The following is a 14,074-nucleotide window of genomic DNA, read 5'->3' as shown; positions in this document are numbered from 1 at the left end:
TGGAGCAATATTTATATAGTTCATGATTGTGAAGCCTATATCGCTATCTAGTGTATTTCTAAGCTACTTAATTGGTACAACCTTAGTCCGTTTTAATTGTACTAACTCTTCACGTAATTGGGAATTTTCAAACTCCAAATCCTCTATATGAGCCAACGCTTGAACCAGCTTATCGTTAAGGTGGTGCTGTGAAGCAGCGAACAGGGCTAGTTTTTCTCTCTCAGTCTCATACTTAGCCTTAAATTTTTCCTTGATACGTTTCTGCTCATTCAGCTTTGCTCGTACCGTCTGGACCTCCGGCTGGACTATTTCACCTTTGCCTTCGGCGATATCAGCTTTGGTCTGCTTAACCTTCTCTACAAACTCTGGGTAGTAATAGCCACTGCCATTGCCTAGATTGGCTTCTTCCTCGACAGCTCTTACACTGAGTTTTCGGTGAGTAGGAATACGCTTGGGCTTGCCTTGTTTAATACGTTCTAGGGCGGCTTCTAATGCTAGTCGTGTATTTTCACTCTTACTCATAAATTAGTTACCTTCAAATCAGGTTCGAAAGGAACAAAGGGCATATCAAAATCTCTCATCACGTTTTCCGCCGCTCTAACTTGAGTGATGTAGTGGCTCTGCTCACTGACTGAAATATCTTCATCTGACTTCATGTAAGCAACTAGACTAAGATGTTTTTTCTGCCACCACTTAGCCTGTTGCTCGTCAATAATGCTACTACCAGAGCCACAGTCCACACAGAATTGGGGGGTGACTACACCGTCCATATCGCAGTCATAACCAGATTTGCAATAGCTGTGCATTGAACCATGTAGTGTCAACTTGCCTTCTTTTACAGCTTTATAAATAACATCCCATGAACTATAGATGGTCGGCACATCCCCTCGCATTTTTATAATCGCTTTGCCATGTGTACCAGAGAGTTTTTCATCTGAGTGCCACTGCTTAAAGATTTTGTTTGCTGTGGTTTCAGCGTTAATGTCATTAAGTGCTTTTTGTACTTTTTGATCTACCATTAAGTCTCGTAAACTTGCCAACTTACCGCCATTGGTGTACCATTCTGTCATTACTGGATAGGTATGCTTAAATTGTTGTTTTAATGACACCAATGTTCCTAACCGGTTTTTTATGCAGTAGAACGCAAGTGTGCGTCTAAACTGATGTGAGGCTAAAGGCCAAGGTTGACCCACCTTGACGTTTTTGTTTATTCGCTCAATTGAACGTGGGTTGCTCTTGGCACACTCTTGATAATCATCTTCGGTAACAACAAAGTTAAACTGTCTACAAAACCGACGTAATCTTTCACTCCAATCAGTGATAAGTACTGGCGGTTTGGAACGGTAACATTGATTAACCCAAAGTGAATTTGCGTATTTTTCGGAGGGGAATTTAGCTTTTTGTCGCCACTTTTTTGTTAGTACAGAAATCAGTTCAATAGCTTGTCTTGAGATCGGTGCAGTGACCCATGTTTCTCGTTTTTCACCTAGCTTAAAAGTGTGAGATTGCAACAGATGATAGTCACGCCCCTTAAAAGTATCCTTGTAATAACTGTTGGGAGTAAGCTTGTTTAATTCCGACTCACGCATTCCACTAAAACCGCCACAAATAATGTAGCAAGCGTTGATAAGTTGCCCTAAATATCGCCTAAAATCCTCACCATGTTTTAAGTGAGTTACCTTTTTACTTAAAGGAGCAAGGATATCTTTAGGTTTTTTTGGTTGAGTATCCTTAACTGCAGTCGCAAACTTATGTACATCAATTTCTCCATTGTTGGCCATAAAAGTGAAGGTGTGGCCTTGGCGCATTTTTTCCTCAAGGGTACGCTTACCTTGTAAGTAGTTTTCTTGGAGAGCATGTTCTGTATCGGCAATGAGTTGTTTATAGGGTATAGCTTCTTCGACTAACTTTATGGCTTTTCCATAAATTTCGTTACACAAACGTTCTGGAATAACTAACGTTTGTTGAGGTTCTCTATTACTCAATGACTTTGCACACTCTTTAGTGTTTATGCGAGCGATGCCTAATTGAAGTTGATGCCAACCCCCCAAGCTTAATGACGGAATTTATTGCAGTAAAGATTAACTCTAAAGTGTGACGTGAATAATCCTGATGTTTTAAGTACAATTCAAACTTTGCCCACGTTGTAGGTTTAGAAAGCGTGCTCAGAGATGTTAATTGGTGTTTAGCTAGAAAACGGTAAGCAATTTTGAGTTTAGAAATCTGAGCTATAGTAGTTGAAGGCTTCAGTGCCTTTCGTTGTTGAGGGCCGTTATTAAACAGTATCCCAAATGCAATTAGCTTTAATTCTCGTTGAAGACTCTGTGATGTGCTCCATTCGTTGAAATTAAGTTTATTTGCACCATTACCTCGGATAAAAACTCTTAAGTCCCACAGACTCTGACCGATAGTGGTTGTCACTTTGCCATCTTTATTCTTGCAGATAATGACTCGATTAAGCTCTCCAAACTTACCACTATGATAAAGGCCTACAACGTCTACATATTCAATTTTGTGTTTTTCCGGAAAACCAAGTGAGTATAGTGTTGAAGTATCCATTTATTGGGGCCCCTTGTTCGTTGAGTTAGGGATAAGCCCAAGTATAGATTTACTGTCGTCCCATAACGGGTGATAACCTTTGTCATCAAGCTTGGTTTCAGCTTGTTTTAAAATACTTTTTTTCAGTTTGGGGAGAATGTTTGTATTGATGAATGTCACTACTGTTTCAAAGTTCTTGTGATAGTGGTGTGTATCTAGATGAAGATATAGTGATTCTTCTATAGATGCTTTAAAAGACAGTAAGCACCAGATATCATTTACTGATTGGACAATAACCTGTTCTTTACAACCAAAGCACTTTAGTAGGTCTGCACACGCTAACCTTTCCCCTTCTTTCAATAATCTCTGCTTCTGTGCTTTTTTTGTGTACATCTTTGATTGCTCACCAAATGGGTTAGCACAACTGCTTCCACTAGCAGTTCGACTTAGGTCGGGAATGTTGACTTTATATTCAGACTCTATGACCAACATTTCAATCCCTAGATTTTCCTGTGCTATTTTGGGGGATACTCCACTTTTAATCTGTTCTTGCCTGATTACCATTACATCTTGCAACATGCCGTTGTTTATATGTTTATTACCTTGGCTATAGTGTTGTTTACGGGTGTTAGGGGTATTATTTAGCATAATGTCGTTGGTCATCTCCCCTTGATGATAAGCGGTTAACTGTGAGCCTGTTTCACGAAAACGACTGATCATAGGGCGTAAGCGGCGTTTGGTTTGGTCACGAAAATTAAAGTATTTTTCAATCCATTTCAGCAGAGAATCTTGTAGGGTAACGGTTTTTATCCGTTGAGGTTTTTTGTTGACAACTGTTTGAAGTAGTAGCGCATTTTCATCACTTGAAATCAGTGTTGAGGCGTGAAGTAACTTATCAAAAAAGCTTATGGAATATTTGGGGACATCTATCAATCCATGCCCTCCCATTTCTACTTGGATACTTTTAAATGCTCGACGCCTAAAGGCTGGCATGGTGTACCATATCTCACTGATAGAGGTCGATGCTGCCGTAGGCCTTTTGAGTTTGAATAGTTCGCCTGTATTGGTGTAGGTGTAATATGCAAGCAAATATGTTGCAGCACACATCATCTTGGATATACCCCCATAAATCTGATAGCTCTGCCCTTTGTATGAAAATGTCATAGCGGGAATTCTTACAGGCGCATTTAAATGCTTATCAGGTTCGACCACAAATTGCTGATATGTCTGATTAAAGAGTTGCCTTAAAAAGGGAAGAAGCTGATTTAAATCGCTGCGCGTATATGCTTCAAAAGGTTCACTATCATTATTTGACAACACCACAACACTATCAAAGTAGTGGCTTGGTAGTGCTAGATACTCAGTAAAAGTCACTAGTAGCTTTGAACGAGTTGAACCGTAAGGAGATTGCTTTATTTCACCAAGCATGGCCCTCATCTTTTCGTGTGCCATATAGCCCTCGATGGAGCTTTTGGTGAATGCTTCAGCATCTTCTTTCTCACACCAGCGAAGGTATTGTGAAGTTTTATGAAAGGTAGTGTGGAGCGAGTCATGGCTAATCCCTTCTTTCAATTTTTCGTGAAAGCATTCAACTAACAGAAGCACAAAATCTTCATGTTCCACAGTTTTAAATTGTCCGCCTCGTTTTAATTGTTTCGTTGAAGGAAACCCTTTGACTAATAAGCGATTAAAATCAGCAAGACGACGATCTTCATCCTCCAATTGAATACACAGCTCTGGATTCCAGCCACTTAGATAGGAGACACTACTCATCATCTCCTCCTAGCGCTTCATGCATAATGCTATCCAAAATGCCAAATTTCACCTTAAATGCATCTTTTCGCTTTAGATAACGCAAGTATTTCCAAGTGGTTGATTCATTTTTATGTCCCATCCAGCTCATCAAAAGTTCCATACACTCTACGACGGGCAGTTTGGCTTCCAATAGGTCGCTAAAGCGATAAGTGGCATAGGTTGAGCGTAGGTCGTGAAAGCGGTGCGTAAAAGAAGTATACTCTTTCTTAATTAGCGTTCTTAGCTCTGTCCATCGAGCTTCTATAGACTTAGCTGAAACAAGGTTCCCTTGTTCACTGACAAAGAGTGGTTCGTGACGCTCACACAACTCCAGTGTTTCAACGGTTTCTTGTTTTAGACTGGATGCGGTTTTTGGTAAGGACTCAAGCTTCTCATTGAGTTTATTGACTCGTTTAATTCTTCGCTCCGAGGTACGATATTCATTGAGTATGTTCAGTAGCTCGGAAGAAATTTCAACCTGTCTTTGTTTTCGGTATTTGGTTTGAACACCTGTTGATTGTGGCGATAAAACTATCTCGTAACGATGCTCACTTTCAGCTAATGGTGTAGCGGTATCGAGCGCATCGAGTGAGAGTGTAGCTATTTCTTTAAGTCGCATACCAGTATCAATGGAAATCAATACTTGTAGGCGTAACTCTTCTGACGCATTAGGTAAGTATTGAGTCAGGATACTAAGTGATTCTTGGCTTAACGGTGACAGAGGGCGAATGTTTTTACTGCTTGCATCCTTTGGCACTTTAATTCTCAAGTCGCTTGTTTCGACAGTGAAGGTAGGCGAGATATGAGCAAGCATTCCAGTACTTTGAACTGATACGAACTCCATTTTAAAAGGTGCTTCTTTCTCATCCTTTATTCTCAAATAACCATCGTGCATCAACCACTTGTAGAAATTAACAATCTGGTTCATTCGGACACTAGCAGTGCTGTGTGCAAGTTCACCCTTCTTGATCTGCTTTAATAAATGAGAGCGAAAGAGGTAAGTTGGTTTGAGTCTTTTAATGGGAGGGAATTTATCCCAGTCTAAACCTTTATCTTCTAAGAACTGGTAATAAGCTTGGAGAGCTTGAGCGCAAGGCGATAGATCTTGTGCTTGCTTTATGGCTTTCTGATAGAAGAAGTAACTATTAGTTTCACGGTTAAATATGCCTTCTTTATTAAAGAGAGTAGGCAAGGAACCAATGTTATCTTTCAGAGGGGAGCAATGGAGAGTTCCACCGCTTGATGTTTGTAGCTCTGTTTCTTTGAAAACATCGCTTGAGTGTATGAGTGACGACATAAAACCACCTAGAAAATACCACTGACCATACATAGAGCATAGTCAGTGATTGATTGTTTTCCAGATTTACTTACCTGTGTAAGATACTTTTCCTACACTAACCCGTCATGGTAACAAATTCCTCAGAACCTGTTGGGTGAATCGCGACGACTGAATCGAAATCTGCTTTAGTGGCGCCCATCTTCATTGCAACACCGAAACCTTGCAGCATTTCATCAACAGTAAAACCAATACCATGGATGCCTACAACGGTTTCTTCTTCACCGGCACACACGAGTTTCATTTTACAAGGTTGGCGATTAGTCGTAACGGCGGTGTACATCGCTGTGAAGCCAGATGTGTACACTTTTACGTTATCTTTACCAAACTTGTCGTCTGCTTCTTGTTCTGTAAGGCCAATCGTACCAATTGGTGGGTGGCTGAATACAACCGTAGGCACTAATTCATAGTCCATTTTGGCTTCAGGCTTGTTGTTGAATAAACGCTCAGACAATTGACGACCAGCCTTAACAGCAACTGGCGTCAGCTCAATGCCGCCTTCCATAATATCGCCAACACAGTAAATGCCATCGACATTAGTCTGTTGGTATTCGTCTACCTTGATGTAACCCGCATCGTTAGTTGCAACGCCAGTATTAGATAGGTTGATTGCATCGGTCGTTGGGTGACGACCAATCGCCCAAATTAGCGTATCAACGTTTTGAGTGTTGCCATTTTCTAAGTGAAGAGTCAGGCTACCGTCTGCTTCTTTGACCACTTCTTTAGGCACCGACTGAGTATGAAGTGTTGGGCCTTCGGTGTTCATCACTTCAACTAAGGTATCGATGATCATCGGGTCAAAGCTACGCAGTGGTGATTCTTTACGGCAGAATAAATGTGTTTCTGTGCCAAGCGCATGCAGTACGCCCGCAATTTCAACCGCAATGTAACCTGCACCGATAACCGCAACACGCTTAGGTTGTTCGTTTAGCTCGAAGAAGCCATTTGAATCAATACCGTGCTCGGCGCCTGGAATGTTTGGAATCGTTGGGCGGCCGCCTACAGCAATCAGAATATGATCGGCTGTGTATTGCTCGCCATTTACCTCAACGGTTTTTTCGTCAATAAACTTAGCGAAGCCTTTAATCACATTGATTTTGTTGTTGCCTAATACTCGATCGTAAGAGGCATGGATTCGGCTGATGTAAGCTTGACGGTTTTCAACCAGTTTGCTCCAGTCGAAGCCTTTGACGTCCACATCAAAGCCATAATCTTTTGCGTAAAGGTGCATAGCTTCAGCGATTTGAGCACCATGCCACATCACTTTTTTAGGCACACAGCCAACGTTAACACAAGTACCGCCAAGGTCTTGAGCTTCAATCAGCGCCACTTTAGCGCCGTACATTGCTGCACGGTTAGCCGATGCGATACCACCGCTACCACCGCCAATACAGATATAGTCAAAATGTGTTGTCATTGTTTCTTTCTCCGATTTGTTTTAATTTTTTTAAGTTTTCTAATCAGGACGAAGGGTGTTGAGCTGTTCCTTATCCTTGAAATTACTCTGGCACAATCCATTCTACTTTATGATGACCGGTCGCAGGGGCAATTGCTTGCTGTAAGAACGGTAAAATTTCTTTCATTTGGCTTTCCAGTTTCCAAGGTGGGTTTATCACGATCATGCCTGATGCCGTCATACCACGCTCATTGGTGTCTGGAGAAACGCCGAGTTCTATTTGTAATATCTTTCTAATACCGAGCTTTTCAAGCCCTTTGATCATGTCATCGATGTCGTAACGGTTCACAACCGGGTACCAAATTGCATAGATACCCGTTGCCCAGCGCTTGTGGCTTTGGCCGATTGCTTTTACGACATCACGGTATTCATTGGCTAGCTCATATGGCGGATCAATGAGCACTAAACCACGGCGCTCTTTTGGCGGCAAACTGCCCTTCAAGCGTTGAAAACCATCTTCTTTGTAAATTTTCACTTGGCGATCACGGTGGAACTCTTGCTCCAAAAGCGGGTGATCACTTGGATGCAGTTCGGTTAATACCATCCGATCTTGTGGGCGTAAGTGCGCACGAGCCACACGAGGTGAACCCGGGTAGTAACGAAGCTCATCATCTTGATTGAGCTCAGTGATGGCACTTAGGTAGCTGTTAATGTCTGCTGGTATATCAGTTTGTTGCCAAACGCGAGAGATACCTTGCTTGTATTCGCCGGTTTTTTCTGACCATTCATGAGTCAGGTCGTAGCGACCAACACCAGAGTGCGTATCGTGGTAAACATAGGGTGTTTCTTTTTGGGCTAAAGCATCCAATATTAATGATTGAACGATATGCTTAACCACATCGGCGTGGTTGCCTGCGTGAAAACTGTGACGATAACTTAACAAAATGGTTTCTCGCTTTATGAAATGAGCTGTGAAGGCTTGGTTCACGATACTTTAATAAACTAATGTGAATGATTATACGCCACTATTGAAATTTCTATAAGATGCCTACATTTATTAGACGTAGAAATAATAAAAAAGACGAATTTTAAAAGGAACTCAGGATGTCCAACCCACTATTGAGCTTTACCGATCTTCCGCTATTTTCTCAAATTAAACCAGAACACGTTAAGCCCGCTGTAGAGCAAGCCATTGCAGAGTGCCGCGCAAAAGTAGAACAAGTTCTTGAAGCAAATGACACGCCGAGTCACAAAACGATTTGTATGCCCTTGGCTGAAGTGGATGACCGTTTAAGCCGCATTTGGTCTCCTGTGAGCCACATGAACTCGGTATTAAATAGTAACGAATTACGTGAAGCCTATGAAAGCTGTCTGCCTATTTTGTCAGAATATGGCACTTGGGTTGGTCAACATAAAGGCTTATACGATGCGTATAAGAGTATTAAAAATTCAGAGGAATTTGCCGGCCTAGCGCAAGCGCAAAAGAAATCGATCACTGATGCACTGCGTGACTTCGAACTTTCTGGTATTGGTTTGCCAGCGGATGAGCAGCATCGTTATGGCGAGATCAGCAAGCGTATGTCTGAGCTTGGTTCTCAGTTCTCGAATAACGTATTAGACGCAACGATGGGTTGGACGAAACAAATTACCGATGAAACGGAATTAGCGGGTATGCCAGACTCAGCAATCGCGGCGGCAAAGGCGGCAGCGCAAGCCAAGGAATTGGATGGTTGGTTAATTACTTTGGAAATGCCATCTTACATTCCCGTGATGACTTACTGTGACAACCAAGAGCTACGTAAAGAGCTGTATGAAGCTTACGTAACTCGCGCTTCCGATCGCGGCCCGAATGCTAACAAATGGGATAATTCTGAGTTAATCGCAGAGCAATTAAAGTTGCGCCACGAAATTGCTCGTTTGCTCGGTTTTGCTACCTATAGTGAAAAATCGCTATCAACTAAAATGGCGGAAAACCCACAACAAGTTCTTGGTTTCTTAAACGACTTAGCAGTAAAAGCCAAGCCACAAGGTGAACGTGAAGTAGAAGAATTGCGCCAGTTTGCTGAAAAAGAATGTGGTGTCACTGAGTTAAATCCGTGGGATATCGGCTACTACAGCGAAAAACAAAAACAGAACTTGTTCCAAATCTCTGATGAAGAGCTGCGTCCTTATTTCCCTGAATCGAAAGTCATCGCGGGCTTATTTGAAGTACTGAACCGTGTGTTTGGCATGCGAGTGCAAGAGCGTGAGGGGGTTGATGTATGGCACGATTCGGTGCGTTTCTTCGATATTTTTGACAGTAAAGACGAGCTGCGTGGTAGCTTCTACCTAGACCTGTATGCGCGTGAACACAAGCGTGGCGGTGCATGGATGGATGAGTGTCGCGTGCGTCGTGTTACCGAAACCGGTGAACTGCAATCACCCGTTGCGTACCTTACGTGTAACTTCAATAAACCCGTTGGCGACAAGCCAGCTTTGTTTACTCATGACGAAGTCGTGACGCTATTCCACGAAACGGGTCATGGTATTCATCACATGCTAACGCAGATCGAAGAGTCAGCGGTTTCTGGCATCAATGGTGTGCCATGGGATGCGGTTGAGCTACCAAGTCAGTTCCTAGAAAACTGGTGTTGGGAAGAGCAAGCGTTAAGCTTCATTTCAGGTCACTATGAAACAGGCGAAGCACTGCCAAAAGCAATGTTAGACAAAATGCTCGCAGCCAAGAACTTCCAATCTGCGATGTTTATTTTGCGCCAGCTTGAACTTGGCTTGTTCGATTTCACCCTTCACACCGAGTTTGATCCAGAAATTGGTGCTCGTGTACTAGAAACGTTAGCCGAAGTAAAAAGCAAAGTAGCCGTATTACCAAGCCTTGAGTGGAACCGATTCTCTCATAGCTTTGGCCATATCTTTGCTGGTGGTTACAGTGCCGGTTACTACAGCTACTTATGGGCTGAAGTGCTATCAGCCGATGCTTTTTCTCGTTTTGAGGAAGAGGGCATCTTTAATGCTGAAACAGGACAAAGCTTCTTAAACAACATCCTAGAAATGGGCGGCAGCGAAGAACCAATGGAGCTATTCAAACGCTTCCGAGGCCGCGAGCCACAAATTGATGCCATGCTAAGACATGCGGGTATTAGTGCTTAAGAGCGGGACGCTTCGCTAAAGGCTAAAGGCTAAAGGCTAAAGGCTAAAGGCTAAAGGCTAAAGGCGCTATTATTTTCCGCCTTCCGCCTTCCGCCTCAAGGGAGCCTGCGACCGACCTGCTCTCTAAGGATTCACATTCCGATTGATCGGATTTTGCAGTGAGATCAGCGTTTCTGTTGATTGCACTTCATCAATGGCCTGCAGTTTGTCGATCAGGACAAACTGCAGCTCTTCTATCGATTTACACATTAGCTTCACGAAGATGTTATAAGCACCTGTGGTGTAATAAGCTTCTACCACTTCATCCAGTGCATTCAGCTTGGCAATCGCAGAGTGGTAATCTCTCGCGGCATTCAAGTTAATGCCAATAAAGCAACATACGTCATACCCTAGCTTCTTGGTGTTGACTATCACCTCCGTTCCTTCAATGATATCAGCGGCTTTCATTTTTTCTATTCGCACATGAATGGTGGCTGGGCTAACATTAAATTGCTTTGCCATTTCTGCATACGGAGTTCTTGCGTCGCTCATTAACGCTTTTAAAATGGCACGATCTAAATCATCAAGACGTGTCTGGTTGGTATGCATGTTACGTTCCTTGTTTCGGGGAATCGGAGATTTCAGTCTGGAGTAGGATGCTCTGGACATAGTAGGCATATCCGACAAATTTGACGAGAAGATATTTTGATACGTACTTGGATAATGACAGTAACATTACTGCTAAGCACTGCTTTATATACCGCAGGAGTGTCTGGTGGTAACGGAAATGTACTGGTCGTGCATTCGTACCATCAAGGTTTTTTTTGGACAGACAATCTCCAAAAGGGGCTTGCTGAACAACTGGATTCCGAAAACATTTCCAATCGCGTGTTTTATCTTGATACGAAACGTTTGCAAACCCCTCAGTACTTTGATCAATTGGAATCTTTGTTTAGAACCAAATTCGAGCAAGAAAAATTTAAGGCCATTATTGTCAGTGATAATAACGCATTAGCACTGATGCAAAGTTTGTCCAAAGAAATTGGTGAGACTCCCGTTATCTTTGGTGGTATCAACAATTATTCGACCACTCTTCATTCCAGAATTCGAGCCACAGGCATCCCAGAGCACTCTGAGGTGGCGGGGAATATCCGACTGATTAAAAGCTTTCAGCCTGATATAGAAAAAATTGTGGTCATCATCGATCACTCCCAAACGGGTAACGCCGCCCGTAAGGTCATTGAGCAATATTTAACAAAGAACCCTGCCGATAGGGCGCTTATTAAAGTAATTGCACCTAGTAATAACCAGACTTTGCACCAAATAACAGAAAAGATGACACGACAATCGGCCTTGCTGTTTTGGATATACTTCCGAGATGAGAATGGCGAGATGCTGGGCATTGAAGATTGGGTGTGGCTGAAACAACACTCTAAAGCCCCCATCTATATGCTGCATAATGCCGTTTTTGGTCATGGTAGCGTTGGTGGAATTATCAATGATGGCTACCTGCATGGGTTGGCTGTTGGGGCAAAAGCGCTAGAGGTGTTGCATAACCCCGAGGCGCCATTGCCGGACATTTCTTTAAGTAACCCGCAGCTAAAGTTAGATTATCAGGCACTTAAACATTGGGATCTCGATAGTAGCGGAGTATTATCGGGCTCCTTATATAATAAGCCGATTCCATTTTGGTTATCTTATCTACAAGAGTTTAAAGTGTATTTGATGTTCATTGTGATAATGATTCTGACCATAGTCAGTTTGCTTTATTACACCAAAAGACTAAATAGCAGTAAGCGCCAGCTGCGCAAAAACCAAGCTTTGCTAGAAACAGTATTCGATCAAAGCAATTTATACTTAGGTATTTTTGATCAGCATGGGCGATTGATTTCTAGTAACAGTCGTATGCAGGAGATGTTATTTAGTCAGGATTTTAATATTGAACGTCCATTATGGCAATTTGGTAGCTGGCATGCGGATTCAGCCAATAAAATCTTTCAATATTTTAGCTTAGAGCGAATTTCATCAGGTATCCGATTTGAGGGGGAAGTACTACACCACAGCCTTGGTTCTCGAATATTGGATATTTCATTAAAAGCTTTGCCAGTGGTTGATCCGTCACATCAAGAGTTTCTCGTGGAAGCGCAAGACATTACCTCTCGCAAAGAAACGGAAGAAAAGCTATTTGAAAGTGAGGCCAGTTTTCGTCACTACTACGAAAAACAGCCAGTAATGATGGTGACCTTGGATGAAAACAATCGAATTCAGGCGGTAAACCGATTTTCTCAAGAACTATTGGGTTATCAGTCTATGGAATTGCTGGGTCATCCTCTAAAAGAATTCTATATCGATGACAATGCCTTAACGGCGAGACAACTTCTGCTGCAACCTAAACCGTCTGAGCTATCGGTGTGGCGACGTGAAGTTCAGTATAAAAGAGCCGATGGGCAATCCATCTGGATTAGAGAAAATATTCGCCCATTGACTGAAACGCAGCAATTATTGATTGTTGGGGAAGACATCAGTGAAACTCGAGATTTGGCGGATCAGCTCGCCTATCAAGCCCAGCACGATGTACTGACCAAAGCGTTTAACCGAAATTATTTTGAACAACAGTTGCTTAAAGCAATGCAAGAAATCGAAGGGCATTATCGAACCCATGCGATGTTGTTTATCGATCTCGATCAGCTGAAAGTGATCAATGATACCGTTGGTCATGAAGCCGGTGATGAAGCCATTGTATATTGTGCCCAATTGATTCAAGAAGTGTTGCCATTTAATGGTGTGCTCTCACGAATGGGGGGAGATGAGTTTGGGGTCTTGCTAAGAGACTGTACGGAAGTGTCAGCCATTAAAGTGTCGCAAACGATCATAAATACGCTTAATGATAATCCATTCGTACTGGATAAAATGCGCCTTAATTTGAGTTGTAGTATCGGCATTCGCTTGATTGACCATACCGCCATTTCCCCTCAAATGGTTCACGCACAGGCTGATACTGCTTGTTACGCAGCAAAAGAAGAAGGGCGTAATCGTTATCAGCTTTATCACGTTGATGATGCCGAATTAAATTATCGCCAACAGCAAATGGAAAGCGTTAATTTAGTGCATGAGGCGTTGTCTGAGCAACGGATGGAGCTCTTTGCCCAAAGAATATTGGGGTTAGATGAAAGCAACGCGAATCGAATCCACTTAGAAATTTTAGTTAGAATCAAAAAGCGAGATGGCGAATACCTTTCTCCCGGTGTCTTTATGCCAGCGTCAGAGCGCTACAACATCGCTCATTTGGTGGATCGCCACGTCATTACGCAAACGATGCAGTGGCTGGATAGCAACCCTGAGAAGTCTGCCTTGATTGATATGTGTTCGATAAATATCTCAGGCCAGTCCTTAGGTAATATTGAATTTATAAGCACCCTGACAAGAACCATTTCCGATGCAAGCTTCCCGAGCAGTAAAATCTGTTTAGAAATAACGGAAACCGCAGCCATTCAAAATGTCGAACAGGCAAAGCAAGCCTTTACTCATCTTAAGTCATTAGGCTGTTTGATCGCGTTAGATGATTTTGGCTCAGGTTTATCTTCATTTGGTTATCTTAAGTCTTTACCGGTAGATATCGTAAAAATCGATGGCCTGTTTGTACGAGATATCGATGAAAATGAAATGGATCTGATCATGGTGCGGTCGATTAACGACTTGGCTCAGCAGATGGGCAAAATTACCGTGGCTGAGTTTGTGGAAAGCCCTGCAATCATTGAATGCCTATGTGAGCTTGGTGTCGATTATGGCCAAGGTTATGAGATAGGCATGCCAAAACCATTACCAGAGCTCATTGACGAGATGATTGCACAACAACAGTCTCGCCCTGCATCAAATTAGGTTAC

At 42.6% G+C, this 14,074-nt stretch carries 10 protein-coding genes; 2 read left to right on the top strand and 8 right to left on the bottom strand.

Going from position 1 to position 14,074, the window contains the following annotated elements; translation table 11 throughout:
* Window positions 1–63 precede the first annotated feature (63 nt).
* From VTAP4600_RS14885 to VTAP4600_RS14860, 7 genes are all read right to left on the bottom strand, one after another.
* Complete coding sequence (locus VTAP4600_RS14885) at window positions 64–522, bottom strand: hypothetical protein (protein ID WP_102523515.1); 459 nt, start codon at window positions 520–522, stop codon at window positions 64–66.
* Window positions 519–1,985 (bottom strand): site-specific integrase, encoded by a 1,467-nt coding sequence (locus VTAP4600_RS14880; protein WP_331813004.1) that lies wholly within the window; start codon window positions 1,983–1,985, stop codon window positions 519–521. The genes VTAP4600_RS14885 and VTAP4600_RS14880 overlap by 4 nt, the downstream gene beginning before the upstream one ends.
* Before the next feature lie 16 nt (window positions 1,986–2,001).
* Window positions 2,002–2,559, bottom strand: a complete 558-nt coding sequence (locus tag VTAP4600_RS26605) for a hypothetical protein (protein ID WP_331813003.1) — start codon at window positions 2,557–2,559, stop codon at window positions 2,002–2,004.
* Complete coding sequence (locus VTAP4600_RS14875; protein WP_102523514.1) at window positions 2,560–4,311, bottom strand: hypothetical protein; 1,752 nt, start codon at window positions 4,309–4,311, stop codon at window positions 2,560–2,562.
* Window positions 4,304–5,629, bottom strand: a complete 1,326-nt coding sequence (locus VTAP4600_RS14870) for a site-specific integrase (protein WP_102523513.1) — start codon at window positions 5,627–5,629, stop codon at window positions 4,304–4,306. The genes VTAP4600_RS14875 and VTAP4600_RS14870 overlap by 8 nt, the downstream gene beginning before the upstream one ends.
* Before the next feature lie 97 nt (window positions 5,630–5,726).
* Window positions 5,727–7,085 (bottom strand): glutathione-disulfide reductase, encoded by a 1,359-nt coding sequence (gorA, locus tag VTAP4600_RS14865; protein ID WP_102523512.1) that lies wholly within the window; start codon window positions 7,083–7,085, stop codon window positions 5,727–5,729.
* 82 nt (window positions 7,086–7,167) lie between these two features.
* Window positions 7,168–8,007, bottom strand: coding sequence for a 23S rRNA (adenine(2030)-N(6))-methyltransferase RlmJ (locus VTAP4600_RS14860; RefSeq protein WP_102524012.1), 840 nt, complete (start codon window positions 8,005–8,007; stop codon window positions 7,168–7,170).
* A 161-nt stretch (window positions 8,008–8,168) separates the two neighbouring features.
* Between VTAP4600_RS14860 and prlC the strand changes: the two genes are divergently transcribed.
* Complete coding sequence (prlC, locus tag VTAP4600_RS14855; protein ID WP_102523511.1) at window positions 8,169–10,211, top strand: oligopeptidase A; 2,043 nt, start codon at window positions 8,169–8,171, stop codon at window positions 10,209–10,211.
* A 123-nt stretch (window positions 10,212–10,334) separates the two neighbouring features.
* Here prlC and asnC read toward each other — a convergent pair whose 3' ends face one another.
* Entirely contained in the window at window positions 10,335–10,799 is a 465-nt protein-coding gene (gene asnC, locus VTAP4600_RS14850; protein WP_102523510.1) for a transcriptional regulator AsnC, read from the bottom strand.
* Between the two features lie 114 nt (window positions 10,800–10,913).
* On the opposite strand from asnC, the gene VTAP4600_RS14845 reads away from it, so the two are divergent.
* Complete coding sequence (locus VTAP4600_RS14845; RefSeq protein ID WP_102523509.1) at window positions 10,914–14,069, top strand: EAL domain-containing protein; 3,156 nt, start codon at window positions 10,914–10,916, stop codon at window positions 14,067–14,069.
* The last annotated feature ends 5 nt before the right edge of the window (window positions 14,070–14,074 follow it).

Origin of the sequence: Vibrio tapetis subsp. tapetis, assembly GCF_900233005.1 — a bacterium.
Lineage (GTDB): Bacteria > Pseudomonadota > Gammaproteobacteria > Enterobacterales > Vibrionaceae > Vibrio > Vibrio tapetis.
The sequence above is the reverse complement of the archived record's forward strand: the minus strand, read 5'-3'. Positions and strand labels throughout refer to the sequence as shown.